The 26,812-nt window shown below is 63.7% G+C and carries 30 protein-coding genes; 26 read left to right on the top strand and 4 right to left on the bottom strand.

The window, feature by feature from the left end; all coding sequences use genetic code 11:
* The first annotated feature begins 5 nt into the window (after positions 1-5).
* Positions 6-707, top strand: a complete 702-nt coding sequence (locus tag ACWBU6_RS22090) for a hypothetical protein (RefSeq protein ID WP_452645501.1) — start codon at positions 6-8, stop codon at positions 705-707.
* Here ACWBU6_RS22090 and ACWBU6_RS22085 read toward each other — a convergent pair.
* The gene (locus tag ACWBU6_RS22085) at positions 704-1,510 is read right to left on the bottom strand and encodes a PP2C family protein-serine/threonine phosphatase (RefSeq protein WP_452645500.1); all 807 of its coding nucleotides are present in this window, start codon (positions 1,508-1,510) and stop codon (positions 704-706) included. The two genes, ACWBU6_RS22090 and ACWBU6_RS22085, sit on opposite strands and share 4 nt — an antisense overlap.
* Positions 1,511-1,645: 135 nt before the next feature.
* On the opposite strand from ACWBU6_RS22085, the gene ACWBU6_RS22080 reads away from it, so the two are divergent.
* Genes ACWBU6_RS22080 through ACWBU6_RS22070 form a run of 3 tightly spaced genes read left to right on the top strand, consistent with a single transcriptional unit; the run spans position 1,646 to position 4,948 of the window.
* Positions 1,646-1,846, top strand: coding sequence for a YdcH family protein (locus ACWBU6_RS22080; RefSeq protein ID WP_055931517.1), 201 nt, complete (start codon positions 1,646-1,648; stop codon positions 1,844-1,846).
* A gap of 26 nt (positions 1,847-1,872) precedes the next feature.
* The gene (locus tag ACWBU6_RS22075) at positions 1,873-3,888 is read left to right on the top strand and encodes an ATP-dependent DNA helicase (RefSeq protein ID WP_452645499.1); all 2,016 of its coding nucleotides are present in this window, start codon (positions 1,873-1,875) and stop codon (positions 3,886-3,888) included.
* 16 nt (positions 3,889-3,904) lie between these two features.
* Positions 3,905-4,948 carry a DUF2157 domain-containing protein gene (locus tag ACWBU6_RS22070; RefSeq protein WP_452645498.1) on the top strand — a complete coding sequence of 348 codons (1,044 nt, stop codon included), beginning with the start codon at positions 3,905-3,907 and terminating at the stop codon, positions 4,946-4,948.
* Between the two features lie 89 nt (positions 4,949-5,037).
* Here the strand turns inward: ACWBU6_RS22070 and ACWBU6_RS22065 are convergent, their stop codons facing one another.
* Positions 5,038-5,808, bottom strand: coding sequence for a hypothetical protein (locus tag ACWBU6_RS22065; protein WP_452645497.1), 771 nt, complete (start codon positions 5,806-5,808; stop codon positions 5,038-5,040).
* A 109-nt stretch (positions 5,809-5,917) separates the two neighbouring features.
* Between ACWBU6_RS22065 and ACWBU6_RS22060 the strand changes: the two genes are divergently transcribed.
* The 8 genes from ACWBU6_RS22060 to ACWBU6_RS22025 all read left to right on the top strand — a co-directional run bounded on the left by ACWBU6_RS22060 (position 5,918) and on the right by ACWBU6_RS22025 (position 10,979).
* Positions 5,918-6,583: a DUF6683 family protein gene (locus ACWBU6_RS22060; RefSeq protein WP_452645496.1), complete on the top strand. Its 666-nt coding sequence runs from the start codon at positions 5,918-5,920 to the stop codon at positions 6,581-6,583.
* The gene (locus ACWBU6_RS22055) at positions 6,580-6,963 is read left to right on the top strand and encodes a hypothetical protein (protein WP_452645495.1); all 384 of its coding nucleotides are present in this window, start codon (positions 6,580-6,582) and stop codon (positions 6,961-6,963) included. The genes ACWBU6_RS22060 and ACWBU6_RS22055 overlap by 4 nt, the downstream gene beginning before the upstream one ends.
* Before the next feature lie 108 nt (positions 6,964-7,071).
* On the top strand, positions 7,072-7,434 hold the full coding sequence (locus tag ACWBU6_RS22050; RefSeq protein WP_452645494.1) for a GFA family protein: 363 nt from the start codon (positions 7,072-7,074) through the stop codon (positions 7,432-7,434).
* A complete protein-coding gene (locus tag ACWBU6_RS22045) occupies positions 7,431-7,901 on the top strand; it encodes a hypothetical protein (protein WP_452645493.1) in 471 nt (156 codons plus the stop codon). The genes ACWBU6_RS22050 and ACWBU6_RS22045 overlap by 4 nt, the downstream gene beginning before the upstream one ends.
* A gap of 6 nt (positions 7,902-7,907) precedes the next feature.
* Positions 7,908-9,134, top strand: a complete 1,227-nt coding sequence (locus ACWBU6_RS22040; RefSeq protein WP_452645492.1) for a helix-turn-helix domain-containing protein — start codon at positions 7,908-7,910, stop codon at positions 9,132-9,134.
* Positions 9,135-9,183: 49 nt separating this feature from the next.
* On the top strand, positions 9,184-9,837 hold the full coding sequence (locus tag ACWBU6_RS22035) for a glutaminyl-peptide cyclotransferase (protein ID WP_452645491.1): 654 nt from the start codon (positions 9,184-9,186) through the stop codon (positions 9,835-9,837).
* 2 nt (positions 9,838-9,839) lie between these two features.
* A complete protein-coding gene (locus ACWBU6_RS22030) occupies positions 9,840-10,574 on the top strand; it encodes a DUF899 domain-containing protein (RefSeq protein WP_452645490.1) in 735 nt (244 codons plus the stop codon).
* A gap of 12 nt (positions 10,575-10,586) precedes the next feature.
* Complete coding sequence (locus ACWBU6_RS22025) at positions 10,587-10,979, top strand: hypothetical protein (RefSeq protein ID WP_452645489.1); 393 nt, start codon at positions 10,587-10,589, stop codon at positions 10,977-10,979.
* Here ACWBU6_RS22025 and ACWBU6_RS22020 read toward each other — a convergent pair.
* Positions 10,969-11,943 (bottom strand): NADPH:quinone oxidoreductase family protein, encoded by a 975-nt coding sequence (locus ACWBU6_RS22020; RefSeq protein ID WP_452645488.1) that lies wholly within the window; start codon positions 11,941-11,943, stop codon positions 10,969-10,971. The genes ACWBU6_RS22025 and ACWBU6_RS22020 overlap by 11 nt on opposite strands.
* 118 nt (positions 11,944-12,061) lie before the next feature.
* On the opposite strand from ACWBU6_RS22020, the gene ACWBU6_RS22015 reads away from it, so the two are divergent.
* The 7 genes from ACWBU6_RS22015 (at position 12,062) to rlmD (ending at position 18,814) form a co-directional block, all read left to right on the top strand.
* A complete protein-coding gene (locus ACWBU6_RS22015) occupies positions 12,062-12,667 on the top strand; it encodes a toll/interleukin-1 receptor domain-containing protein (protein ID WP_452645487.1) in 606 nt (201 codons plus the stop codon).
* A gap of 21 nt (positions 12,668-12,688) precedes the next feature.
* Positions 12,689-13,741: a KGGVGR-motif variant AAA ATPase gene (locus tag ACWBU6_RS22010; protein ID WP_452645486.1), complete on the top strand. Its 1,053-nt coding sequence runs from the start codon at positions 12,689-12,691 to the stop codon at positions 13,739-13,741.
* 54 nt (positions 13,742-13,795) lie between these two features.
* Positions 13,796-14,533 (top strand): 5'/3'-nucleotidase SurE, encoded by a 738-nt coding sequence (gene surE / locus ACWBU6_RS22005; RefSeq protein WP_452645485.1) that lies wholly within the window; start codon positions 13,796-13,798, stop codon positions 14,531-14,533.
* Positions 14,530-15,414, top strand: coding sequence for a protein-L-isoaspartate(D-aspartate) O-methyltransferase (locus ACWBU6_RS22000; protein WP_452645484.1), 885 nt, complete (start codon positions 14,530-14,532; stop codon positions 15,412-15,414). Before surE ends, ACWBU6_RS22000 begins: the two co-directional genes overlap by 4 nt.
* A 16-nt stretch (positions 15,415-15,430) precedes the next feature.
* On the top strand, positions 15,431-16,324 hold the full coding sequence (locus ACWBU6_RS21995; RefSeq protein WP_452645483.1) for a peptidoglycan DD-metalloendopeptidase family protein: 894 nt from the start codon (positions 15,431-15,433) through the stop codon (positions 16,322-16,324).
* A 10-nt stretch (positions 16,325-16,334) separates the two neighbouring features.
* Positions 16,335-17,348, top strand: coding sequence for an RNA polymerase sigma factor RpoS (gene rpoS, locus ACWBU6_RS21990; protein WP_452645482.1), 1,014 nt, complete (start codon positions 16,335-16,337; stop codon positions 17,346-17,348).
* Positions 17,349-17,473: 125 nt separating this feature from the next.
* Entirely contained in the window at positions 17,474-18,814 is a 1,341-nt protein-coding gene (gene rlmD / locus ACWBU6_RS21985) for a 23S rRNA (uracil(1939)-C(5))-methyltransferase RlmD (RefSeq protein ID WP_452645481.1), read from the top strand.
* 129 nt (positions 18,815-18,943) lie between these two features.
* Here rlmD and ACWBU6_RS21980 read toward each other — a convergent pair whose 3' ends face one another.
* Entirely contained in the window at positions 18,944-19,627 is a 684-nt protein-coding gene (locus tag ACWBU6_RS21980; RefSeq protein ID WP_452645480.1) for a Bax inhibitor-1/YccA family protein, read from the bottom strand.
* Between the two features lie 214 nt (positions 19,628-19,841).
* Here ACWBU6_RS21980 and ndk point away from each other — a divergent pair, with 214 nt between their 5' ends.
* The 7 genes from ndk (at position 19,842) to ACWBU6_RS21945 (ending at position 26,812) form a co-directional block, all read left to right on the top strand.
* Positions 19,842-20,267 (top strand): nucleoside-diphosphate kinase, encoded by a 426-nt coding sequence (gene ndk / locus ACWBU6_RS21975; RefSeq protein WP_155441729.1) that lies wholly within the window; start codon positions 19,842-19,844, stop codon positions 20,265-20,267.
* Between the two features lie 93 nt (positions 20,268-20,360).
* A complete protein-coding gene (rlmN, locus tag ACWBU6_RS21970) occupies positions 20,361-21,533 on the top strand; it encodes a 23S rRNA (adenine(2503)-C(2))-methyltransferase RlmN (RefSeq protein ID WP_452645479.1) in 1,173 nt (390 codons plus the stop codon).
* Positions 21,533-22,348, top strand: coding sequence for a type IV pilus biogenesis/stability protein PilW (pilW, locus tag ACWBU6_RS21965; protein WP_452645478.1), 816 nt, complete (start codon positions 21,533-21,535; stop codon positions 22,346-22,348). The genes rlmN and pilW overlap by 1 nt, the downstream gene beginning before the upstream one ends.
* A gap of 13 nt (positions 22,349-22,361) precedes the next feature.
* The gene (locus ACWBU6_RS21960) at positions 22,362-23,516 is read left to right on the top strand and encodes a RodZ domain-containing protein (RefSeq protein ID WP_452645477.1); all 1,155 of its coding nucleotides are present in this window, start codon (positions 22,362-22,364) and stop codon (positions 23,514-23,516) included.
* Positions 23,517-23,531: 15 nt separating this feature from the next.
* The gene (ispG, locus tag ACWBU6_RS21955) at positions 23,532-24,794 is read left to right on the top strand and encodes a flavodoxin-dependent (E)-4-hydroxy-3-methylbut-2-enyl-diphosphate synthase (protein WP_452645476.1); all 1,263 of its coding nucleotides are present in this window, start codon (positions 23,532-23,534) and stop codon (positions 24,792-24,794) included.
* 5 nt (positions 24,795-24,799) lie between these two features.
* Positions 24,800-26,137: a histidine--tRNA ligase gene (gene hisS, locus ACWBU6_RS21950; RefSeq protein ID WP_452645475.1), complete on the top strand. Its 1,338-nt coding sequence runs from the start codon at positions 24,800-24,802 to the stop codon at positions 26,135-26,137.
* 27 nt (positions 26,138-26,164) lie between these two features.
* Positions 26,165-26,812 carry a YfgM family protein gene (locus ACWBU6_RS21945; RefSeq protein WP_452645474.1) on the top strand — a complete coding sequence of 216 codons (648 nt, stop codon included), beginning with the start codon at positions 26,165-26,167 and terminating at the stop codon, positions 26,810-26,812.

Here is a 26,812-nt window from a genome sequence, read left to right as displayed (position 1 = left end):
AAGATTTGAAGAACTGGATCTGGCTGGCCATGATGCTGCCAAGCGCCGTGCTGGCACAGGACATCGGCCGTCCGGCAACGACGGGAGCGCCGCGCATCCCGGAGACCCACTCGGTCGAGCAGGCAGACGCGCGCCTGGCGCAGGTGGCGAAGGACCGCGAAGCAGTGGAGGCGGGGTTCAGCGCCAGTGAAGCGCTTTGCTACGAGAAGTTCTTCGTCAATGCCTGCATCGACGAGGCCAAGGAGCAGCGCCGTCTGCGCCTGGCGGAACTGCGCTCGGTGGAGGTCGAGGCAAATTCCTTCAAACGCCGCAATGCGGTGGAGATACGCGACCGCGAACTGGAGGACCGCGCCCGGAAAGATGCGGCCGAAGCGGCCTATAACGCCGCCCATCCGAAGCCGCCAAGGCCCGATCCTGCATCGAAGCCGGCGCCCAAACCGGCTGCCGTCTCGGTGCAGCAGCGCCAGGCGGAGCATGATGCCCGCGAGCGCGCCCGCGCCGCGCAGGAAGCGGCCGCCGCGCCGAAACGCGCCGCCAGGGCTGCGGAGTTCGAGCGCAAGAAGGCCGAATCGGAAAAGCGGCAGGCGGAAGTCAAGGCCAAGGTGGCCGAAAAGGAAGAGAAGAAGCGCCGCGCGGCGGAAGAGCAGAAAGCAAAGGCTGCGAAAGCTGAAGCAGCAGCCAGGGCCGAAGCCGCGAAAAAGCCTTAAACGGCTTTACGCAGCTTCTGCACGGTGTAGTTGACCGGCTCCTTCGGCGGGGCGACCAGCTTGATGATCGCCATCGAGCAGTTGTCGCCCTTGCCCTGCGCGCGTTCGCGCGCCTTGTTGATCAGCAGTTCGGCCGCCTCGCGCGGCGACTTCTTGGCGATTGCACTCGCCAGTTCCACATCCGCAAAGTATGACCACAGGCCATCCGAGCAAAGCAGGAAGGCGTTGCCCGCCTTCAGGTCTTCCTGCACGCCGAACGTGACGAAGGGCTCGCGGTGCTTATTCCCCAGTGCGTTGCTTAACAGCTTGGCCTGGCGGTGCTTGCGCGCCGCTTCTTCCGGCAGGTTTTCCTGCTTCATCAGGTGGGCGACATATTCGGCATCGCTGCTGCGTGCCAGGCATTCCTTGTTGTCGAAACGATACAAACGTGAGTCGCCGACGATGGCCCAGACGGCCTGGCGCTCCGGCGTCAGCACCATCAGCACCATGCTCGATTGCGGTTCGCTGGCGCCGGTGCGCGGGTCCATCACCAGGATCTGGTGTACGTCATGGGCGATCTCGCGCAGCAATTCTTCCAGCCGCGGCAGGTGGACGCTCTCCGACGCCCGGTATTCATCAAACAATGTCTTGGCCGTATGCAGCACCTGTTCAGCGCCTGTGGCGCCGCCGCTGATGCCATCGGCCAGCACGGCCAGCACATAGCCGGGTGCCTTCTGCGCCGTAAACAGCGCGACACGGTCATTTTGTTGGGGCCGGCTACCGATATGTTGCGCGGTTCCGGCCTCGATCTTGTACGTGCTCATAGGGACTTGACAGCTTCTTTCCAATGACTACCTGAGTTAAACTATGCACAGTATGCAGTTTCGATGCAAGTATAGCCTGTTGTCCATGCGAAACTGTAAGCAAACGTTAATCGAAATCGTGCAGACTTTCCATTTATGATCAACAAAGAAGAAATCCAGCGCCGCATCGTGGAACTCGATGTCGAACACCGCGACCTGGATGCAGTCATTGAAATGTTGACCCTGGATGGTCACCACGATCAACTTCAGTTGCGCCGCCTCAAGAAGCGTAAGTTGCAATTGAAAGACTATATCACCCTGCTGAAAATGCAATTGGTGCCCGACGTACCGGCCTGAGCAGGGCCACACACTTCTCGACGAACTTGACAGATCAACAACAGCCGACCGCCGCTCCCGGCGCGCCGAACGATCCGGTTTTTCCTCCGGGGGCGCACGACGCCGATATTGAGCGCCTGTTTGGACCCGGCGGCCCCCTGGGCCCGGCGGTGGGCGGTTTTCGTCCACGCAAATCGCAAACCGAAATGGCCAAGGCGATTGCCGATGCCATCGCCAAGCAGCAAACCCTGATCGCCGAAGCCGGCACCGGCACCGGCAAGACCTTCGCCTACCTGGTGCCCGCGCTGCTGTGGGGCGGCAAGACCATCGTCTCCACCGGCACCAAGAACCTGCAGGACCAGCTGTTCCTGCGCGATATCCCCACCATCCGCTCCGCGCTGCAGGCGCCTGTGTCGGTGGCGCTGCTGAAGGGCCGTTCCAACTACCTGTGCCACTACCACCTGGAACGCACGCTGCAGAACGGCCGCATGACCTCGCGCGAAGACGTGGGTTACCTGCGCGAGATCTCGCGCTTCCTGAAAATGACCAGCACCGGCGACAAGGCCGAACTGGCGCGCGTTCCGGAAAACGCCCTGGTGTGGAACCTGGTGACCTCCACCCGTGAGAACTGCATGGGGCAGGAGTGCCAGTACTACCAGGACTGCTTCGTGATGAAGGCGCGCCGGGAAGCGCAGCAGGCCGACGTGGTGGTGGTCAACCACCACCTGTTTTTCGCCGACGTGGCGTTGAAGGATACCGGCGTGGCCGAACTGCTGCCGTCGGCCAATACCGTGATCTTCGACGAGGCACACCAGCTGCCCGATACCGCCACCTTGTTCTTTGGCGACAGCGTCTCCACCTCGCAGATCCTGGAACTGTGCCGCGACGTGCTGGCCGAGGGCCTGGCCCATGCGCGCGACGGCGCCGAATGGGCCAAGGTCGTCACGCCGGTGGAAAAGGCGGCGCGCGACCTGCGCCTGACCTTCTCGCAGGACATCGTGCGCATGTCGCTGCCGCAGATCGCGCCATCGAGCGACTTCTTCCCGGCGCTGCAGACGCTGAAGGACGAACTGGTCGACATGGTGGCGGTGCTGGAAAAGAACGCGGAACGCGCCGAGACCATCGAACAATGCCGCGTGCGCGGCAATGAGCTCTCGGCCCGCCTCGAAGCGTGGAAATTCGACCCGAAAGCCAAGGTCGCTGCCGGTGAAGAAGCCGTATTCTGGGTCGAGGCTTTCCAGAGTTCGCTGCAGCTTCACAAGACGCCGTTGTCGATCGCACCGATCTTCAACGGCCAGCGCGAAGGCGTGCCGCGCAGCTGGATCTTCACCTCCGCTACGCTGGCGGTGAAGAACGACTTCACCCACTTTGCCCAGCAACTGGGGCTGGAAAACGAAGTCGCGCGCAACTGGCCAAGTCCGTTCAACTATGAAGAGCAGGGCATCCTGTACGTGCCGCAAGGCTTGCCGGACCCGAATTCAATGGGCTATACCGACGCCGTGCTGGATGCCGCGCTGCCGGTCATCGAAGCGGCCGGCGGCCGCACCTTCCTGCTGTGCACCACCTTGCGCGCCGTCAAGCGCGCCGCCGACCGCCTGCGCGACGAATTCGACAAACGCGGCCTGAAATTCCCGCTGTTCGTGCAGGGCGACCGTGGCCGCACCGAACTGCTCGACCAGTTCCGCAAGGCCGGCAACGGCGTTCTGATCGGCTCGCAGAGCTTCTGGGAAGGCGTGGATGTGCGCGGCGAAGCGCTGTCGCTGGTGATCATCGACAAGCTGCCGTTCGCACCGCCCGACGATCCGGTGCTGGCTGCACGCATCGAAGTCATGGAGCGCCAGGGCCTGAACGGCTTCATGGGCCACACCCTGCCCGAAGCGATCATCAACCTGAAGCAGGGCGCCGGCCGCCTGATTCGCGACGAGGGCGACCGCGGCGTGCTGATGCTGTGCGACCCGCGCGTCATTTCCAAGCCTTACGGCCGCCGCATCTGGCAAAGCCTGCCGCCGTTCAAGCGTACGCGCGAAGCGGCCGATGTCATAGAATTCTTCAAAGGCCATTAACTCACCAGGAGATGCAATGAAGCTGACACGCGCAATGTTGGACGAAGCCGCAGGGCAGGGCCTGCTGGATGAAGGCCAGGCAGGGCGTTTGTGGCAGTTCCTGGTCGAGCGCGAGCAGCATACGCCCGGCTTCAAGCCGGCGCACATCCTGTATTACTTGGGCGGCCTGATCGCCATCGGCGCCATGTCGCTGTTCATGACGCTGGGCTGGGAATCGTTCGGCGGCAGCGGCCTGTTTTTCATTTCCGTCTGCTATATGGTGGCGGCCCTCGGCGCGGTCGAATGGCTGCGCATGCGCGGGATGCTGCTGCCAGCTGGCGTGCTTGCCGCCTTTGCCGTGGTGCTGGTGCCGTTGGCGGTCTACGGCCTGCAGCATATGCTCGGCTTTTGGGCGGACGGCGGTGCCGGCAGCTCGTACCGCAACTACCATTACTACATCGACTGGCGCTGGATTCTCATGGAGCTGGCCACGCTGGCGGCCGGCGCCGTCGTGCTGTGGCGCTACCGCATGCCGTTCACCGTGATGCCGCTGGCAGTGACCTTGTGGTACATGAGCATGGACGTGACGGAAATGCTGCTGGGCCATTACAGCCTGTTTTCCCATGAAGGCAAGGTGATCTCGGCTGTGTTCGGCAGCGCCATGACGCTGGTGGCGCTGTGGATCGACCTGCGCAACCGCAGCAGCAAGGACTATGCGTTCTGGCTGTACATCTGGGGCGTGTTGACGTTCTGGGGCGCCTTGTCCTCGATGGATTCCGGCAGCGAGTTCGGTAAGCTGGTCTATTGCCTGATCAACGTCCTGATGGTCGCCATCGGCGCTGCCTTGTCGCGCCGCGTGTTCGCAGTTTTCGGCGGCTTGGGCATTGCCGGTTACCTCGGCCACTTGTCGTACACCGTTTTCCGCGACAGCCTGCTGTTCCCGGTCGCCCTGACCGCGATCGGCATTGCCATCATCGCCGCCGGCGTATTCTGGCAGCGCCGCGAGGCGGCGATCGGCGCCATCCTGCGCCAATGTCTGCCCGGTCCTGTGCGCCTGCTGGTCGAACGCCGCGCCGCATGAAGCTGCGCAATGCGCTCGCACGCATTGCCGCCGACGGTGCAATGGCCAGCCCGTGGGCGCTTGCCCGGCACACGCGGCGCGGCACAGCGCTAGTGCAGTTCCGGCGGTGCTTCGCCAGTCAGTAGCCAGTTGCCGATTGCCCGGTAGACCTGCGCGCGTTGCCCCTGCAGGCCGTGTGCGCTTTCGCGTCTGCAGTCGCGGCGTGTGCCGGCGTAAACCTGCGGGAACGCTGTGCTGTCGACAGCAATCAGCGGGAAGAAGCGCGCCTTCCGATAGCTGTCGCGAAAGGGCAGGCAGGCGTCGCGCCGATGGTGCACGCCAAGCACGGGACGCTTCAAGTGCGGAACCTCGGCCCAGGCATCGGGGCTGCCATTGACCAGCACCACGGCATCCACAGCGGGCAAGCGGTTCGCGACTGAGGCGGCGGAGAAGGCGCCGTCGCTGCTGCCCATCAGGACCATGCGTGCCTGCGGGTGGCGCTTGCGCATGAAGTCGACGATGGCTGCGACATCCTGCCGGTGCGCAGTGCCCTGGCGGCTGCCCAGGTCCAGCACCTCATGGTCGCTGGCGGTGTCCAGCGCCGCCATGGCCCCTACCTGGTTCGCCATCTGGCGCTGCGCACCGAACAATGTATCGGGATCGGTCGGCAGGCTGCCTGGCCAGACGCCCTGCAATCCGCGCTGGCCCGAGCCGCCGGCAAGGTAAAGGACGACATGGCTGGCGGTGTGCTCGCCAGTCATCTCCAGCACGCGCACCGTGGCGCCAGGCCGGGTCGGAACATCCAGCAATACTTCGCCTGCCGGGGCGGTGCCGTGCAGGGCGAGAGCCAGGGCGGACGAAGCCAGCGCGCGAATCCCCATATGACCTTCCTTCCGTACAGAGTGACTTTCACGCACCTCGATTCAATTGGCGCATTGTAAAAAATTGTATATTCTCCGACAACGTTTGGTGCAATCTCGAGGTGACACGATGAAGTGCAAGTTGATCTTGGGCGCGCTGGCGATTGCGCTGACGCCTGCTGCGTACGGCCAGTGCTGCGGTTTTGGCATGAGCTACGATAACGTTGTGGTCTGGCCGCAGCCGGACTTGCGCATTCCGGTACCTTCGTCGGCTGTTGCGAAGAAGGCCCCGCCAATCCTGCCGAGATCCAAACCCGCCGTGCAGGCCAACGCGCACAGGCTTGCCCAGCACTTCCCGGTCGAAAAGCGCGCGGAGATGGAGAAGATCTATTTGCAAAGCATGGACGTATATCTCCAGGTTGAAAGGAAGATGGGATGGACTCCGCGCGACATGGCGGGCGGACTGGCGGCTTTCCTGGTCGGGAATTACATGGTGTTGAAGGATACCGAGGTTTCGGACGCAGACTTCAATGCCGTCGCCAGGCAAATTCGCGCACAGAACAAGCTGCAAAACATCAATGACCGCAACGAGGCGGACCGGGTGCGCGACGTCTTCGAGCAAAGCGCCATGATCGGCGCCTTCATGGCGCTGGCTTTTAAATCGCACCAGCAGCAGCCGCAGCCGCCGGCCGTGTATGAAAACCTGCGCAACGCTGCGCGTGAAAACCTGCAACTGGTACTGAAAAACGATCCGGACAACCTGTTAATCGACAAAAACGGCATGAGGTTCCAATGACGATTTTCATCAAGAAGTTGTGCAATGCCTTTATCACGGACGCCGTGGTCAATCGCCGCATCGGCGCGGCAGCGGGGCGCAATGTGGAAGCAGTCGGCGCCATCATCGGCGGATTGTGGGTCGGCGGTATCGTCACCGTATCGGCCGACGCGCTGGACTGGATACCGAACATCATGAACAAGGCGGTGCATGATGACTTGCAGCCGGTGCATATCCCCTTGCGCGAAGTACGTTCGGTACGGCGCGAATTCGGCATCCTGACCGGCATCGTGGTGGTGGAGCTGGAGGATGGCGGCGAGTTCCGCTTCCGCTGTTTCAACGCGCGCTCCGTGGCGGAAAACATGTCGGACCTGCTGCCTAGCCAGGTGATGAGCGCATGAGCCGCCCGCCAGGGCACGCTATGGCAAGGCGGACAGCAAAGCGAAACCGCAGCGCAATGCGCAACCCGAGCGTCTGCAAACCGACGAGCGGGCTGTTATGCTTGTCGGATGACTATCCTCAATGGTTCCTGCCACTGCGGCAATATCACAATCGAGGTGCCCGCCGCGCCGACCTACCTGATCGACTGCAACTGTTCGATATGCCGCCGTACGCGGGCGCTGTGGGCGTTCTACCCAGAAGATGCCGTGCGCATCGGGGGCGATCCGGCGCATACCGAGGATTACGTCTGGGGCGACAAGTCGCTGCGTACGGTGCGCTGCCGGACCTGCGGCTGCGTCACCCACTGGAAGTCGCTCCGGCCCAATGACGATGGCCGCATGGGCGTCAACATGGCCAACTTCGCACCCGCAACAGTGGCGACGCTGGAAGTGCGCCGGTTCGATGGCGCCGACACCTGGAGCTACCTGTGAACGCCGAGCTGCCGGAAGACGCTTTGCTGCAGCGTTACCGAGAGCAGGGCGCCTATACCGATTGCTTCGCCGTTGACGTGCCGGTCCAGGTGGCGCATGCCGCCTTTGTCGAAGCCTTCTACACTACCGCCGTATTCAAGCTGGAGCGCCTGTTGCTGGCGCTGTTGGTTGCGCGACCGTCGCGCGATGCGCAAGCGCGCGAGCTGGCAAGGGGCCAGCGCCAGCAGTTCGCCGCCTGGTCGGTGGAAGGACGGGCGCCCGGTCAATTGCTGATGTGCGATTTCGCCGGCAGCACGCGCTCGTGGCTGATGGCGGCGCCGGCCGGGCAGGGCACGCGGCTGTACTTTGGCTCGGCAGTCGTGCGCGCGCGGCAGGGCGCCGCCTTGCGCGCACTGCTTGGCTTTCACCAGCTTTATTCGCGCGTGCTGTTGCGCGCAGCCGCATCCCGCGTGCTCCGGGGCGCCTGAATCCCGATGGACTCGCTGATCACGGCGTCGGCGCGCTCCCTGGCCAGCGGCGATGTGCTGGGCGCCCTGAAACATGTCGCCCTGCGCGAGGACCCGCCGGCGCTGGCGCTGCGCGGCATTGCCATGGCGCGGCTGGGCGACTTCCCCAAGGCGCGCGCACTGCTGCGCCGGGCGGCGCGCGGCTTTGGCTCGCATGAGCAATTGGCGCGTGCGCGCTGCGTGGTCGCAGAAGCCGAAGTGGCGCTGGCCATGCGCGATTTCTCAGGCGCCCCGCGCGTGCTGGCGGCGGCGCTGGCGGTGCTGGAAGCCCATGGCGATTACGGCAATGCGTTGCAGGCGCGCCTGATCGCTGCCCGCAAACTCCTTCTGCTGGGCCGGCTGGAGGCTGCCGCGGCCGAACTGTCCCGCCTCGATATCCGAGCCTTGACGCCGGCCTTGGCGGCAGTGGCGCAGCTGGCGGCAGCCGAACTGGCGATGCGTTCCTTGCGTCCGGCGCCGGCGCGGTCGGCGCTCGCGCACGCGCATGCCGCGGCCACGCGCTCGGGCGTACCGGAGCTGCTGGCCGAGGTGATGGAGGCGCGCGCCGCGCTGCAGCGCCCCGCCGCGCGGCGGCACATGCCTGGCGGGATGGCGCCTGAATCCATGTCGCTTGACGCAGTAGCGGCGCTGCTCGCATCGGACACGCTGGTGCTCGATGCCTGCCGCCGCGGCCTGGGCCGGGGCGCCATGTGGCGCCCCCTGGCGCGCAGGCCCGTGCTTTTCGCACTGGCCCGTACACTGGCCGAAGCCTGGCCCGGCGACGCCGGGCGCGAGCTGCTGATTGAACGGGCCTTCAATACCCGCCGTCCCGACGAAACCCATCGCGCGCGGCTGCGGGTCGAGATCGGCCGCCTGCGTGCGCTGCTCAAGGGCCTGGCCGTCATTGAAGCCAGCCCGTCCGGCTTTGCGATGCGCACGCGGGATGGCGGTGCGCTGGCTGTGCTGGAACCTCCCATCGATGGCGCACAGGCTTCGCTGCTGGCGCTGTTGTCCGACGGCGCCGCCTGGTCGACTTCCGCCCTGGCGCAGGCGCTCGATGCCAGCCAGCGCACCATCCAGCGCGCGCTTGCTGAGCTGGAAACCGCCGGGCGCGTGCGCTCGATCGGCAATGCCCGCACGCGCCGCTGGCTGGCGCCGCCCTTGGCCGGATTCACGACAATCTTGTTACTCCCTGCCGCACTGCCGTTGGAATAAAGTTCACTTGCGGCGCCAAGCAATGGCGCGACTCATAAGGAGCTAAGCAATGACCCGCAATGCAAGCAAGGTGCGCAAGGCTGAGATCGTGCGCGAATACGGACCGTTCGACGGCGTTGCCAAAGTCGGCGGCGTTACTTACGACGGCCATCTGGTGTGGGCTGCCACCGGCGCCCGCCTGATCGGTTTTGATCCCGAGAACGGCAGGCAGGCGCGCTCGCTGGACGTTGCTGCCGATGCCGGTACGGCGTTCGACGGCAAGTTCCTGTACCAGATCGCGGCGGAGCGGATCAACAAGATCGATCCGGCCAGCGGCACGGTCGTGGCGTCGATTCCCGCCCCCGGCAAAGGCGGCGATTCCGGCCTGGCGTGGGCGGAAGGCAGCCTGTGGGTGGGGCAGTACCGGGAACGCAAGATCCACCAGGTCAATCCGGAGACCGGCGCCGTGCTGCGCACCGTCGAATCGAACCGTTTCGTCACCGGCGTGACCTGGGTGGACGGTGAGCTGTGGCATGGCACCTGGGAAGGCGACCAAAGCGACATCCGCCACGTCGATCCACAGAGCGGCGCAGTGCTGGAGCTGCTGGAGATGCCGCCGGGCGTGTTCGTCAGCGGCCTGGAATCCGATGGCGCCGGCCTGTTCTATGCGGGCGGCGAAAACAGCGGCAAGGTGCGAGCAGTGCGCCGTCCGCGGGGAGAGTGAGCATGCATACCATCGTCAATCAAGAGCAATGGGTGGCGCAGCGCAAGGAATTGCTGGTGCGCGAGAAGGAACTGATGCGCCAGCAAGATCAGCTGGCCAGCGCCCGCCGCGCGCTGCCCTGGGTGCGCGTGGACAAACAGTATGTGTTCGACACACAGCAGGGCAAGCGCTCGCTGTCCGACCTGTTCGAAGGGCGCAGCCAGCTCGTGGTGCAGCACTTCATGTTCGCCCCGGGCCAGGAACGCGGCTGCGCGCATTGTTCCTATATGGCAGACCATACGGACGGCGCTTTGGCGCACCTGGCGCAGCGCGGCGTGAGCGTGGTGGCTGTTTCGCGCGCACCGCCGGCAAGTATTGAGCGCATGCGCAAGGAGATGGGCTGGCAGTTCAAATGGGTGTCGTCCGGCGAAAGCGATTTCAATTACGACTTCCATGTCAGCTTCGCGCCGGAGGAAGTGGCCGGGGGCGAGGTCTATTACAACTATACCGGCCAGGCTTTCCCGCACGAAGATGCGCCCGGCGTCAGTGTGTTCTACAAGGATGATGCGGGCGTGGTCTACCATACCTATTCGACCTATGGCCGCGGCGTGGAAGTGATGATGCACACATACCGCTTCCTCGACCTCACGCCGCTGGGCCGGCATGAAGACGACTTGCCGTACACCATGGCGTGGGTCCGGCACCACGATCGCTACGCGCAGGCGGCCCCTGCCTGCTGCGGCTGTTCCCAGGCGTGATGCGGGGATGCCATGTCCAGCTTGCGGCCCTGGCGGGCCGTGACGGCGATCGCCTGCGGCCATATCGTGTCGATGGCCGTGGTGGCGGCAGCGGTGGCCTTGCGGCTGCCGCTGGACCGGCCGGCGCTGCAGTGGGGCGCTGGCGTGCTGCTTGCGTTGGCCTGCAGCTTCAGTAAAGGACACGCCCTGGCGGGGCAGGCTGGGATGGTGCTGTGGAGCTTCATCGTCTCGGCCGCCCACGGCGCCGGCTTCGTGCTGGTGCCGGCGTTGATGACGATCTGCGGCGCCGGCGGGCCGCTGCTGCAGGTGCTGGCCGCGCTGGGCCTGCACCTGGTGGCGATGGTTGCCGCGAACGGCGTGGTTTTCTACCTGGCCGCGCGTTTTGCGCAATGGCTCAAGGCTTGATGATCACTTTGCCGGTCACCTTGCGCGCAGCCATCGCTTCCAGTGCGCGCGGCGTGTCGGCCAGCGCATAACGGGCGGAGATGTGCGGGCGAATCTTGCCTTCGGCCAGCCAGCCCAGCAACTGCATCATGCCGGCCAGGTTGGCCTTGGGTTCGCGCTTGACGAATTCGCCCCAGAACACGCCCATCAGCGAAGCGCCTTTGAGCAGCATGAGGTTAAGCGGCAGCTGCGGGATCTCGCCGTTGGCAAAACCGACCACCAGGTAGCGTCCGCGCCAGCCGATCGAGCGGAAGGCCGGCTCGGCGTATTCACCGCCGACCGGGTCGTAAATCACATCCGGGCCCTTGCCGTCGGTGGCCGCCTTGATTGCCTCGCGCAGGTCGGCGCTGCTGTAGTTGATCAGGACGTCGGCCCCATGCTCCTTGCAGACCGCCAGCTTTTCTTCGCTGGAGGCCGCTGCAATCACGCGTGCGCCAAGCGCCTTCCCGATTTCGATGGCGGCCAGGCCAACGCCGCCGGCCGCGCCCAGCACCAGCATGGTTTCGCCGGCCTTCAGCTGCGCGCGATCCGCCACGGCGTGGTGCGAGGTGCCATAAGTGAGGGTAATCGCGGCGGCGGTGTCGAAATCCATCCCCGGCGGCATCGGCATCAGCGAAGCGGCGGGCACCAGCAGTTGTTCGGCAAAGCCCCCATGCGCGGAGAAGGCAATCGCCTGGTCGCCCGGCTTGAAGCCCTGCACGCCTTCGCCCACCGACAGCACGACGCCCGACACTTCATTGCCCGGCGTGAAGGGCAGGGCTGGCTTGTACTGGTACTTGCCCTGGATGATCAGCACATCGGGGAAGTTGACGGCCGCCGCCTTCACCTGCAGCACCACCTGGCCGGGGCCGGGCAGCGGGTCGGGCACTTCTTCCAGCGCCAGCGTGTCGGGCAAACCCCACTCCTTGCAAACGATAGCTTTCATACGGTCTCCATGATTGTTAGCGAACGATCGTGCGATTATGCCCCGGAACACTTTGCGCCGGCACAAAGTTTAACGCGCGGGAGGCGATTACATTGGGCTGGCAGGGGAGGCGATTGCCATGAGTATCCGGTACGGCTGTTTTTTCAGTTACGCGCATGGCCAGCACGCATATATGAGCCACTTCAAGGACGACCTGGTCGATGCCCTGAAGTGCTATCTTGAGCCCCATTTCGACAACGAGACCGAACTCTTTGTCGATAGCGAGCAACTGGGCGGCGGCGACGATATCGACCGCCGCCTGGCCCTGGCCATGTGCCAGAGCGCCACGATGATCGTGATCTATACGCCCAAGTACGAGGCCCACCCGTATACCCGGCGCGAATTCGCCGCCATGCAAATGATCGAGGCCGAGCGCAGCGGCTGGTATGAGCTGCCCAGCCACCTGATCATCCCCGTCATCATGACCCGCCATCCGCTGAACCTGCCGCGCCAGATCAGCGAGCCTGGCATGTATGTCGACTTTTCACGCTACACGCTGGCAACCGGGGACCTGAAGACCAACCCCGATTTCCTGCCCGATATCCGGCGCATCGTGGACCGAATCACGATGCACTACCACTGCCTGAAGGCGAGCATCCCGCCCGACCACGATTGCAGGCAGTTCGTGCTGCCACCGGTACCGCCGGAATGGCGGCCGCCGGCGCCGCCGCACTTCCCTCGCTAGAAAAAACACTGAAAGAGCGCCATGGAACACCTACGCCTGCACCTGCCGGAACTGCCAGCAGCCGGCCAAGTCACCACTTTCTATTCCTACAGAGGCGGCGCTGGCCGCACCATGGCGCTGGCCAACCTTGGGCACATGCTGGCATGCCGCCGCACGGCGCCGGTGCTGCTGATCGACTGGGACCTGGAGGCCCCGGGCCTGCATTACTACTTTCCGGGCGCAGCGGAAGCCCCTGGCGTCTTGGACCTGTTCGAGGAATGCCGCGAACAGCTGCGCGAACGCGCCGGCCGCTACGCCAGCGACCAGGCGCTGGCCGAAGCGGTTGTGGACGCCGTCCGCTGGGAGCAGTACCTGGTGAGGGCATGCGATGACCGGCCACTCTGGCTGCTGCGCGCTGGGCGGTGCGATGGCAGCCATGCGGAACGCGCGGCGATGCTGGACTGGCAAGCCATGTTCGATGCTTGCCCTGCGCTGTTCCGCACCTTTGCCGCGCGCCTGGCGCGCCATTTCGGCCATGTGCTGGTCGATGCGCGCAGCGGGCGCGCCGACTGCGCGGCCATCTGCACCACGCTGCTGCCGACACGGCTGGTGCTGGTGTTTGCGCCGAGCCGGCAGAACCTGGACGGCCTGCAGGACCTGGTGGCGCGCGCCACCGGCTACCGCAACTGCCATGAGGACGAGCAGCGCCAGTTGCTGGTCTACCCGCTGCCGTCGCGCATCGAAACCTCGGACGCGGCGCAGTGCGCCCTGTGGCGGCGCGGCGAGGATGGGGTGGGCGGCTATCAGCCGCTGTTCGAGGACATGCTGGGCCAGGCGTATGGCTTGCCCTGGCTGTCGCTGGAAGACTACTTCAATGCGGTGCAACTGCCGCACTGCGCCTGCCTGGCCAGCGGCGAGCCGCTGCCGGCGCTAGCCCTGCAGCAAGCTTATGAGGCATTTATGCAATGGTTCGGCGCCGGGCTCTGTCCCTGGCAACGCCTGCCTGCCGCGGGTCCGGCCGCCCTCAACCACCACCATGCCTGGCCGCTGGCGCAGGAGCGCGCCGGATACTGGCCGCTGCCCGTCGCCATGTAAATTTGTCGTTGCCGGCGCGCTGCGCCAGTCGTTGCTTCAGGTAAAATTCCCTGTATGAGAATCCTTATCAGTAACGACGACGGCTACCTGGCGCCTGGCATCAATGCGCTGGCGGAAGCCCTGCAGCCAATTGCCGATATCGTGGTTGTGGCGCCCGACAGCAACCGCTCCGGCGCCTCCAATTCCCTGACGCTGGACCGCCCCCTGTCGGTGCACCAGGCGGCCAATGGTTTCTATTTTGTCAATGGCACGCCCACCGATTGCGTGCACGTGGCGCTGACCGGCCTGCTGGACCATGTGCCGGACCTGGTGGTGTCGGGCATTAACAACGGCCCGAATATGGGCGACGACACGCTGTATTCGGGCACCGTGGCGGCCGCCACCGAGGGCTACCTGTTCGGCGTGCCGGCGATGGCCTTCTCGCAGGGTTCCTATGGCTGGGCCAACGTCGATGCCGCCGCCCGCGTCGCGCGCGACCTGGTGCAGCGCTACCTGGAGCTGCTGGAGCGGCCTTACCTGCTGAACGTGAATATCCCGAACCTGCCGTATGAGCAGCTGGGGCCACTGACGCCGACCCGCCTGGGCCGCCGCCACCAGGCCGAACCCGTGGTCAAGGCGCTTGATCCGCGTGGCCGCGAAATCTACTGGATTGGCCCGCCCGGCGCCTGCAAGGATGCCGGGGAGGGCACCGACTTCCATGCCGTGGCCAATGGCCGCGTGTCGTTGACGCCCTTGCAGATCGACCTGACTCATCGCCATCAACTCGATACCCTGGCAAAGGCCATCGCATGAGCGACAAGACCCGCACTTTCCCGCTGCCCCTGTCATCCGTTACCGACAAGAGCCCGGCGAAAAAGCCGGTCTTCAACACCGTGGCCACGCCACAAACCGCGACCCAGAACGCCGCCCGCACGGCCGCCGCCAGCCCCGGCGGCTGGCGCCCGCCGCAATCGGTGGCTTCGCCATCGCGGGCCCATTCCTATGCGCAGGAGCGCGCCCAGGTGCAGCCAGGCCCGGTCGGTACGCCGCGCCAGCATGCGCTGGTGTCGGACGGGGTGCGCCGAGCCATGGTGCAGCGCGTGGCGAAGCAGGGCGTCAGCGACCCGGTGGTGCTGGGGGCGCTCGACACCGTGCCGCGCCATCTATTCATGGACGAAGGCTTGGCGCCGCAAGCTTATATCGACGCTTCGCTGCCGATCGGCCACCACCAGACCATTTCCCAGCCATATATCGTGGCGCGCATGATCGAGGTGATGCGGGCCGGGCAGGATTTGCAGCGCGTCCTGGAAATCGGCACCGGCTGCGGCTACCAGGCGGCGGTGCTGGCCTGCGTGGCGAAAGAAGTGTATTCGATCGAGCGCATCAAGCCCCTGCACGAACTGGCCAAGGCCAATTTGCGCCCGATGCGGGTGCCGAACCTGCGTTTGCACTACGGAGATGGTATGCTAGGCTTGCCGCAGGCGACGCCTTTCGATGGCATCATCCTTGCCGCCGCGGGCCTGGAAGTGCCCCAGGCCTTGCTGGATCAACTGAATATCGGCGGCCGCCTGGTCGCCCCGGTCGGGGCTCGCACCCAGCATCTCGAACTGGTGACCCGTGTCAGCAAGAATGAATGGGTGCGCCAGACGCTGGAAGACTGCCATTTTGTGCCGCTGCGCCCTGGCACCGTTTAACACACAGATCAATAGAATGACGAAGAAATATTCCCTTTTCCTGATGGCCGCCTCGCTGGTCTTGCTCACCGCATGTGAAACCGTAAAGCAGCCGGCCCCGGTCGAGGACCGCTCGATTCCGCTTCCTGTCACGCCAACGAAGCCGGCTCCAGAGGAGCCCAAGGACAAGGAAGGCTACTACACCGTCCACAAGGGCGATACCCTGATCCGCATCGCCTTCGACCGCGGCCTGAATTACCGCGACCTGGCGGCCTGGAACAACCTGACCAATCCGGACGACATCAAGGTCGACCAGGTGTTGCGCCTGACGCCGCCGGAAGGCGTGCAGGTGGCGGCCGTGCCGACCCCGCCGCAGATCGAGAAAACCCCGCCGCCGCCGCGCAAGTCGGCGCCGAAGGGGGAAAAACGTCCGTATTCCGACAGTGCCGTGGCCGATCTGCAGAAAACCGACGAGCGCGCCGAGAAACCGGCCGTCGTGGCCAGCGCCGCCCCGGCCCCGGCGCCGGCCGTGCCGCCGGCAGCGGTAGTGAGCGCGGAAGACCGCGACCTGTCGTGGACCTGGCCTTCCGATGGCCGCGTGGTGGCCCATTTCGACGAGGGCAAGAACAAGGGCATCGACATCGCCGGACGCGCCGGACAACAAGTGTTGGCTGCCGAACGAGGAAAAGTGATGTATGCCGGTAGCGGCATCCGCGGATATGGTAATCTCGTCATTGTGAAGCACAGTAACAGCCTGTTGTCGGCCTACGCCCACAACCGCTCGATCCTGGTGAAGGAAGGGCAGGAAGTGCGCCGGGGCCAGGCAATTGCTGAAATGGGGGACTCCGATACCGACACGGTCAAGCTGCACTTTGAGATAAGGCAGCAGGGCAAGCCGGTGGATCCATCGAAATTCCTGCCTAACCGCTAGATAAGCACCCATGACACGCTCGCCGAATGACCAACTGGAAGACGACTCGATTCCGGAGGAATTCCCGGACGAGCCGATCGATGAAGTCGCGATCGATTCCATGGAGTCGGACGGGGAAGTCGCGGTCGAGGGCAGCAGTGCTGTCCTCGAGACTGTCGACGAGCTGAAAAAAGTGCTGGCGGCGGAGCTTTCCACCGATACCACCCAGCACTACCTGAACCAGATCGGTACCCGTCCCCTGCTGACGGCGCAGCAGGAAGTGCATTTCGCGACACTGGCCAAGCAAGGCGATTTCTCCGCCCGCCAGACCATGATCGAGCATAACCTGCGGCTGGTGGTATCGATCGCCAAACACTACATCAACCGCGGCGTGGTCCTGCTCGACATGATCGAGGAGGGTAATATCGGCCTGATGCGCGCCATCGACAAGTTCGAGCCGGAGCGCGGCTTCCGTTTCTCCACTTATGCCACCTGGTGGATCCGCCAGAGCATCGAACGTGCCATCATGAACCAGGCGCGCACGGTGCGCCTGCCGGTACACATGGTGCGTGAGCTGAACCAGATCCTGCGGGGGAAATACCATCTCGAGGCGCAGCACCACAACGGCAAGGATGCCACGGCGGAGGATATCGCCGACCTGGTGGGGCGGCCGGTGGAGGAGGTGCAGGATATCCTGGCCTTGTCCGAGCATGCCACCTCGCTCGACGCGCCGCTGGATAACGACCCGCAGTCTTCGCTGATGGACATGCTGCCGGGCGATTCCGAGGATTCGCCCGACGCGCGGGCCGAGCACCATGAGATGACGGTGCTGGTGCGGGACTGGCTGACCAAGCTGCCGGACAAGCAGCGTATTGTCATCATGCGGCGATTCGGGCTGGATAACGACGATCCGGCCACGCTGGAAACCCTGGCCGAGGAAATGGGCGTGACCCGCGAGCGGGTACGGCAGATCCAGCAGGAGGCGCTGGTCAAGCTGAAACGCGCGATGGCGGCACGCGGCGTGGTGCGCGATTCGCTGCTTTAAAAACGTTCTGCCGGCGGCGGCAGCGTTTCGGCTGTCAGGCCCCGCGGTTCTGACACCGGGTTAGCGGTTTTTGCTATCATAGCGGGCTTTGGGCGCGCAACGCGCCGGCTGCAACCTTAATCGCTATGCAAGACAACATCGTCGAAATCAAATCCCTGGACATGGATGCCCGTGGCGTTGGCCACATCGAGAACGAGGACGGCTCGCCGGGCAAGGTGGTCTTCATCGAAGGCGCGCTGCCGGGTGAAAAAGTCAGCTTCGAGCTGCTGCGCAAGAAGAAGAACTGGGAGCAGGGCCGCATGACGGCGCTGCACAAAGAATCGTCGATGCGCGTCGAGCCGAAGTGCGAACACTTCGACATTTGCGGCGGCTGTTCGATGCAGCACCTGGAGGCGTCGGCCCAGGTGGCAATCAAGCAGCGTGTCCTGGAAGACAACCTGTGGCACCTGTCCAAGGTCAAATCGGACACCATGATGCGCCCGATGTATGGCCCGACCTGGGGCTACCGCTACCGCGCACGCCTGTCCTCGCGTTACGTGGCGAAGAAGGGTACGGTGCTGGTCGGCTTCCACGAAAAGAAATCGGTGTTCGTGGCCGATATCCAGAGCTGCCAGATCCTGCCGAAGCACGTCTCGGACATGATGATGCCGCTGCGCGCCCTGATCCACTCCTTGACCATTTTCGACAAGGTACCGCAGATCGAGCTGGCCGTCGGCGAAGACAACACCGTGCTGGTGATGCGCAATATGGTGCCGCTGGGCGAGGGTGACGAAGACAAGCTCAAGGCCTTCGCCGACCAGTACAAGATCCAATGGTGGCTGCAGCCCAAGGGTCCGGACACGGCATATCCTTTTTACCCGGCAGGCAAAGAGCTGTATTACACGCTGCCGGAGTTCGGCATCAAGATGCCGTTCAAGCCGACCGACTTCACCCAGGTGAATCACCACATCAACCGCGTGCTGGTGCACAAAGCGCTGCGCCTGCTCGAGGTGCAAAAGGAAGAGCGCGTAGCCGACCTGTTCTGCGGCCTCGGCAACTTCACCCTGCCGCTGGCAACCCAGGCGCGGGAAGTGGTGGGCATTGAAGGCTCGACCGCGCTGACCGAGCGCGCGCTGTCCAACGCCAAGGTGAACGGGGTCGACGGCCACACCACGTTCCAATGCCGCAACCTGTTCGAAATCACCAAGGACGACCTGATCGCCCTCGGCAAGTTCGACCGCATGCTGATCGACCCGCCGCGCGACGGCGCCATGGCGCTGTCGCTGGCGCTGGCCGAGCTGAAGGAAAGTCATCCGGAGATGCTGCCAAAGCGCCTCGTCTACGTTTCCTGCTCGCCGTCGACGCTGGCGCGCGATGCGGGCGTGCTGGTGCACCGTGCCGGCTACCGCATGTCGCAGGCCGGCGTGATGAACATGTTCCCGCACACCTCCCACGTCGAATCGATGGCGGTCTTCGACCTCGAATAAATGTCCACCTTGGGGTCAGGAACGAAAGTGGACATTTCTTTACGGTAATGTCCACTTTCGTTCCTGACCCCATGGTGGACAAAAAAAAGCCGGCGCGAGCCGGCTTTTTTTGATTGGTTGGCGCAGCGTTTATTCGCGGTCGCCGCCCAGGCCCAGCAGGCTCAGCAGGCTGGTGAAGATGTTGTACACGTCCAGGTACAGGGCCAGGGTGGCGGAAACGTAATTGGTTTCGCCGCCGTTGACGATGCGCTGCACGTCGAACAGGATGTAGGCCGAGAACACGGCAATCACCAGTACCGAGATCACGATCGACAGCGCGCTCATCCCCAGGAAGATGTTGGCGATCGAAGCCAGCAGCAGCACGATCACGCCGGCAAACAGCCATTTGCCCATCATCGAGAAGTCACGCTTGGTCACGGTGGCATAGCTGGCCAGCGCGGCGAAGATGGATGCCGTGCCGCCGAACGCGGTCATGATCAGCGTGCCGCCATTCGAGAAGCCCAGCGTGCGGGTGAGCAGCGGGGTCATCATCAGGCCCATGAAGAAGGTGAAGCCCAGCAGCAGGGCGACGCCCACGCCGGAATGCTTGTTCTTCTCAATGGCCCAGAAGAAGCCAAAGGCGATTGCCATGAACAGGATGGCGCCCATGAAACCACGCGGGAACGGGATGCCGAAAGTCACGCCGACGACGGCGCCCAGCACGGTCGGGATCATCGACAGTGCCAGCAGCCAATAAGTATTGCGCAGCACCCGGTTGCGGATCAGCGCGTTGTCGGTGGCGACAGTGCTACCGAAATGATGTACGTTTTGCATATTTAAATGCCTCCTTTACTAAAAAGCATAGCATGTCGCCGCCGGGATGGGGGCTTTCTGCCTTAGGAAATGCTTAAAAACGCTTAGGGGAAGCCCTTATAAGCGCCTTAGGAGTGTTTCCTTAGGCATAGGGAATGAACTATGTTAAAATCTAGGGTTGATCGAGAATCTAATTTCTTGTTTTAAACCTTTCTTTTTATTGGAGTTTTTCATAATGGCAATCGAACGCACCCTGTCGATCATCAAACCTGACGCAGTAGCCAAGAACGTGATCGGCCAGATCTACAGCCGTTTCGAAGGCGCAGGCCTGAAAGTGATCGCTGCCCGCATGACCCAGCTGTCGCGCGCTGAAGCCGAAGGCTTCTACGCTGTGCACCGCGAGCGTCCTTTCTTCAAGGACCTGGTTGACTTCATGGTTTCCGGTCCTGTGATGATCCAGGTGCTGGAAGGCGAAGGCGCAATCCTGAAAAACCGCGACCTGATGGGCGCTACCGATCCGAAGAAGGCAGAAAAAGGCACCATCCGTGCTGATTTCGCTGACTCCATCGACGCCAACGCTGTGCACGGCTCCGACGCCGCTGAAACCGCTGCCGTGGAAATCGCCTACTTCTTCCCAGCCCTGAACGTCTACTCCCGTTAATTTTTAGCGGTTGTAATGTAGTAAAGTAGTATTGCGCCTTGCCCCGGGTCTTCGGTCCGGGGCAAAGCCGTTTTTGGAAATTGAGTAAAAAGCATGGAAACGTCCCTCACCAACCTGCTGGATTTCGATCCTGAGCAACTAGTCGCCTACTGCGCCGAGCTGGGGGAGAAGCCTTTCCGTGCCAAGCAGTTGCAGCGCTGGATCCACCAGTTTGGTGCATCCGATTTTGACAGCATGACCGATCTCGCCAAGTCCTTGCGCGAGAAGCTGAAGACGCGCGCCCACATCGTGGCGCCGGCCGTCATCAGCGACCATACTTCCGCCGACGGCACCCGCAAATGGCTGGTGGACGTGGGCAATGGCAATGCCGTGGAAACCGTGTTCATCCCGGAGGAAAACCGCGGCACGCTGTGCATCTCGACCCAGGCCGGCTGCGCCGTGAACTGCCGCTTCTGTTCGACCGGCAAGCAGGGCTTCAACCGCAACCTGACCGTGGGCGAAATCATCGGCCAGCTGTGGATGGCCGAATTCGCGCTGCGCCAGACCAAAGGCATCGAGCCGGGCCCGAAAGGCGAGCGCCAGATCACCAATGTGGTGATGATGGGCATGGGCGAGCCGCTGCTGAACTACGGGCCGACCGCCACCGCGCTCAAGCTGATGCTGGACGATAACGCTTACGGCCTGTCGCGCCGCCGCGTGACCCTGTCCACCTCGGGCGTGGTGCCGATGATCGACAAGCTGTCGCAGGACGTGCCGGTGGCGCTGGCGGTATCGCTGCATGCCTCCAACGACAAGCTGCGCGACGAGCTGGTTCCGCTGAACAAGAAGTACCCGCTGCAGGAACTGCTGGCGGCGTGCAAGCGCTACCTGGAGTTCGCACCGCGTGACTTCATCACATTCGAGTACTGCATGCTCGATAACTACAACGACACGGATGAACATGCGCGCGAGCTGATCGCGCTGGTGAACCATCCGCAGTTCGGTGTCAATTGCAAGTTCAACCTGATTCCTTTCAACCCCTTCCCGGAATCGGGCCTGCTGCGCTCCAAGAATCCGCGCATCAAGGCCTTCGCTGAAATTCTGATGAATGCGGGCATCGTAACCACCATCCGCAAGACGCGCGGCGATGATATCGACGCAGCTTGCGGGCAGTTGGCGGGCGAAGTGAAAGATCGCACCCGCGTGGCTGAACGGATGGAGAAGATGACCGAATACCAGAAGAAGTACGGCGCCGATTTCGGCAAGATTGTGGAGATTCGTTCCTGATGACCGATTTCGCCCAGCGCCGCTTCAAGTGCCTGGCCGCGGTCGCGCTGGCCGGGGTATTGGCGGGCTGCGCGACTTCGGGGCCAGGCCCCAGCGGCAGAGAAGACCTGAAGACCGTTTCCGACCAGACTGCCGCGCAAAAACGCGCGGAGATCCGCATGCAGCTCGCGATCGGCTATTTCGAGCAGGGTAACTACCCGATTGCGCTCGATGAAGTGAAGAAGGCGATTGCCGCCGATCCGCAGAGCGCCAATGGCTACAGCCTGCGCGCCATCATTTATATGCGGATGGGCGAAAAGGAACTGGCGAACGACAACTTCCTGCAGGCGCTGAAAATGGCGCCAAACGATCCCGACCTGAACAATAATTACGGGTCCTTCCTGTGCCAGAACGAGCGCATCAAGGAATCGTTCAAGCACTTCGATACCGCGCTGGCCAGCCGCAATTACCGCTCGCCGGCAAGTGCCATGAACAATGCGGGCAATTGCGCGCTGAAGATCACGGATATCGACCTGGCGGAAAAATACCTGCTGCAGGCCCTGAAGCTTGCGCCGGATGTGCCGGAAATGAATATCGGGCTGGCCAAGGTGTACTATGCGCGGCGCGACTATCCGCGCGCCAGCTTCTTTATCACGCAACTGAACAAGGTTGCGAAGCTGGACACCTTGTCGCCCGACGTGCTGTGGCTGGCGATCAGGGTGCAGCGCAAAATGGGCGACCAGGCACTGGAACAGGGCTTCGCGACCCAGTTGCGGCGTCATCACCCCCAGTCGCCGGAGTATGCTGCGTATCAACGTGGGGCGTTTGATGAGTGAGAACGGGGAACCAATGGATTCTGAGCAGGACAAGCCGAACAGCCAGCAGCATGCTTCCACGCCCGGCGCAGCACTGGCAGCGGCACGCGAGGCCATGGGCCTGTCGGTGGAGCAGGTGGCCGACCAGTTGAAACTGGCGCCGCGCCAGGTGATGGCGATCGAACAGGGCGATTACGATGCATTGCCGAACCGCGCGGTGACGCGTGGTTTTATCCGCGCCTACGCCAAGGCGGTGCGCCTCGATCCGGCGCCGCTGGTGGCAATGGTGGAAGTGGAGGGTGCCGTCGGCCATGCCGATGCGACCGTGCGCCCGACCAGGGTGCAGGCGTCGTTCCAGGAATCGCGTTTCCCTTCGCTCAATGAACGCAATAGCGGCAAGCCGCTGGGCGCCATTGTGGCCGGCGTGGGCGTGCTGGCATTGATTGGCCTGGCTGCCGCTTGGCAGATGGGGATCCTGTCGCCGCTGACGCTGGCGACCCGTGGCGGAATCGACGCGCCGGCCACCCCGGCCGAACAGCCCGTGCCGGTGGTGGTAACGCAGCCGGGCGTGCAGCCGGCGGAGGCGCCCATGCAGACGCAGAGCGTGCCGCTGATTTCCGTCCCGCCGCAACCGGGCAGCACTACTGCGCCGGATGCCGTGGCAGGTGTCGGCGTGCCGGCGCAGGCGCCGGGCGTGGCGCCAGCTGCCGTGCCGGGCACTGTTCCGGCAGCCGCACCGGGCATGACGACGACGAGCGGCGGCATTGCCGCGCCAGGCGCAGCTCCTGCCGCCGCGCCGGTGACGACCGCTCCTGCTTCGCCAGGCCTGATTCCAGTCAAGCCGCCGGCGAGCGCTCCGGCGGCAACCCCGCCACAGGGCACCGCGCCGCTCGCAACCGCGCCGGCTGTACCGGCAACGCTTGCCGGTACAGCTCCTGCGGTAGGCGCCGTCGGCGGCAAGCTGGTACTAGCAGTGAAGGAAGATTCGTGGATCGAAATCCGCCGGGCCGGCCAGCCGAACCTGATCCGCCGCATGGTGAGGGCAGGCAGCACAGAAACCTTTAATGTGCGTGCGGATGACGTTCTGATCGTCGGCAAGCCAAGCGCCGTCAGCGCCAACCTGGCAGGCGGCAAGCTGGAGCTGACGCAAGGTCCGGGCAAGTCGTACGCCCTAGTGAACATCAAGTAATAAGAGTAGCCAAGCATGTCTTCTTCGAACAACCCGATCCCTTCCGGACCACTGGCGCGCCGCGCCAGCCGCCGCGTGCTGGTGCAGCACGGCGAGCGCAAGATCTGGGTCGGTGGCGACGCGCCGGTGGTGGTGCAGTCGATGACCAATACCGACACCGCCGACGCGGTGGCGACGGCGATCCAGATCAAGGACTTGGCGCGTGCCGGTTCCGAACTGGTGCGCCTGACGGTGGACCGTCCCGAAGCGGCGGCCGCCGTGCCTTACATCCGCGACCAGCTGGACAAGATGGGCATCGACGTGCCGCTGGTGGGCGACTTCCACTACAACGGGCACACCCTGCTGACCGAGTATCCGGATTGCGCCGCCGCGCTGTCGAAGTACCGCATCAACCCGGGCAATGTGGGCAAGGGCGCCAAGCGCGATACGCAGTTCGCGCAGATGATCGAAGTGGCCGCCAGATACGGCAAACCGGTGCGCATCGGCGTCAACTGGGGCTCGCTGGACCAGGCGCTGCTGGCGCGCATCATGGATGAAAATGCAGCCCGCGAAAATCCATGGAGCGCGCAAGCCGTGATGTATGAGGCGCTGATCACCTCCGCGATTGAAAACGCGGTGCGCGCCGAAGAGCTGGGCCTGGCGCGCGACAAGATCATCCTGTCGTGCAAGGTGTCCGGCGTGCAGGACCTGATCGCGGTGTACCGCGAACTGGCCAAGCGCTGCGACTATCCGCTGCACCTGGGCCTGACCGAAGCGGGCATGGGCAGCAAGGGCATCGTGGCGTCGACCGCGGCGCTGTCGGTGCTGCTGCAGGAAGGCATTGGCGACACCATCCGCATTTCGCTGACCCCGGAACCGGGCGGCGACCGCACGAAAGAAGTGGTGGTGGGCCAGGAGATCCTGCAGACCATGGGCCTGCGCAAATTCACCCCGATGGTGATTGCCTGCCCGGGCTGCGGCCGCACCACGTCCACCGTGTTCCAAGAACTGGCGGACGATATCCAGAGCTACCTGCGCGAGCAGATGCCGGAATGGAAAAAGACCTTCCCCGGCGTGGAGGCGATGAACGTGGCCGTCATGGGCTGCATCGTCAACGGCCCGGGCGAATCGAAGCATGCGAACATCGGCATCAGCCTGCCGGGCACCGGCGAATCGCCGGCCGCGCCGGTCTTCGTCGACGGCCAGAAAGTCGCGACCCTGCGCGGCGATAACATCGTCGCGGAATTCCAGGCGATCGTGCTCGACTACGTACAGAAAAACTATAGCAAAGCAGCTTAAAGAACATGTCCAACAAAGCAGACAAAATCACAGCCATCAAGGGGATGAACGATCTCCTGCCGGCTGACGCCCACTTGTGGGAAATCTTCGAGAACACCGCGCAGTCCGTAGTGCAGAGCTACGGCTTCCAGCAGATCCGCACCCCGATCGTGGAAGAAACGCGCCTGTTCTCGCGCGCCATCGGCGCCGTGACCGACATCGTCGAGAAGGAAATGTATTCCTTTGAAGACTCCATGAACGGCGACAAGCTGACCCTGCGCCCGGAAGGCACCGCAGGCGTGGTGCGCGCCGTGCTGGAACACAACCTGGTGTACGAGGGCCCGAAACGCCTGTGGTACAAGGGCCCGATGTTCCGCCACGAGCGCCCGCAGCGCGGCCGCTACCGCCAGTTCCACCAGTTCGGCGCGGAAGCCGTGGGCTTCGCGGGCCCGGACGTGGACGCTGAAATGATCGTGATGTGCCGCCGCCTGTGGGATGACCTGGGCCTGGAAAACATCCGCCTCGAAATCAACTCCATCGGCGACGCCGAGGAGCGTGCACGCCACCGCGTCGACCTGATCGCCTACCTGGAGCAGCACGAAGAGCACCTCGATGCCGACGCCAAGCGCCGCCTGCACACCAACCCGCTGCGCATCCTGGATACCAAGAACCCTGACCTGCAGGGCATCGTCAACAGCGCACCGAAGCTGCTGGACTACCTGGGCGAAGAATCGCTGGCCCACTTCGAAGGCGTGAAGAAGATCCTGGACGCCAACGCGATCCAGTACACCGTCAATACCCGCCTGGTGCGCGGCATCGACTACTACAACCGCACCGTGTTCGAATGGGTGACCGACGAACTGGGCGCGCAGGGCACCGTGTGCGCGGGCGGCCGCTATGACCCGCTGATCGAAATGTTCGGCGGCAAGCCAACCCCGGCGGTCGGTTTTGCCATGGGCATCGAGCGCCTGATCGAACTGATGAAGGGCGCCGGCGATACCGCGGCGCCACGCCAGTGCGACGTCTACCTGGTGCACCAGGGCGAGGCGGCGCGCATGCAGGCCTTCATCATCGGCGAACGCCTGCGCGACGCCGGCCTGGACGTGATCCTGCATTGCGGCGGCGTCAGCGGCGCGGGCAGCTTCAAGTCGCAGATGAAAAAAGCCGATGGCTCCGGCGCAACCTTCGCAGTCATCATCGGCGAAGACGAAGTGGCCAACAACACTGCCGTCGTCAAGGCAATGCGCGCTGCAGAAGGCGAGGGCCAGCAACAGACCGTCGCGTTTGAAGGCGTTGTCGATTACGTCGTGGACCAGATCACATGCGGAGACGATTGTGACCACGACCATCACCACCACCATTAATCAATAAAGAAACAGGCAGACTGAAACATGGCATACGATCTCGAAGAACAAGAACAGCTTGCTACCCTCAAAGCGTGGTGGGCAAAGTACGGCAACCTGACCACCTGGGTGGTGATCGCCGCCCTGGCCGCCTATTCGGGCTGGAACGGCTGGAACTACTACCAGCGCAACCAGGCAGCGCAAGCCTCCGTGCTGTTCGATGAGCTGCAGACCGCCGTCAACGCCAAGGACAATGCCAAGGTGGCGCGCGTGGCTGGCGATATCGAAAGCAAATTCGGCCGCACGGCTTACGCATCGCTGGCCGCCCTGAGCGCTGCCAAGTCCTTCTTCGAGGCCAATGACCTGAAGTCCGCCAAGGCCCAGCTGGAGTGGGTGGTTGCGCACGGCAATGACGAGCATAAGAACCTCGCGTCGATCCGCCTGGCCGGCGTGCTGCTGGACGAGAAAGCCTACGACGCCGCGCTGAAAGCGCTGGCCGTGGCTGCGCTGCCGCAGTTCAAGTCCTCCGTGGAAGACCGCAAGGGCGATATCCTGGCCGCGCAAAACAAGCTGGAAGAAGCCCGTACCGCCTACAAGGCCGCATTGGAAGCAGCCGACAAGAACCATCCTGGCCGCCAGCTGATCCAGCTCAAGCTCGAATCCATCGGCGGCACCGTGCCGGAAGTGAAGGCTTAA

Source organism: Pseudoduganella sp. HUAS MS19, from assembly GCF_053615455.1.
The sequence above is the reverse complement of the archived record's forward strand: the minus strand, read 5'-3'. Positions and strand labels throughout refer to the sequence as shown.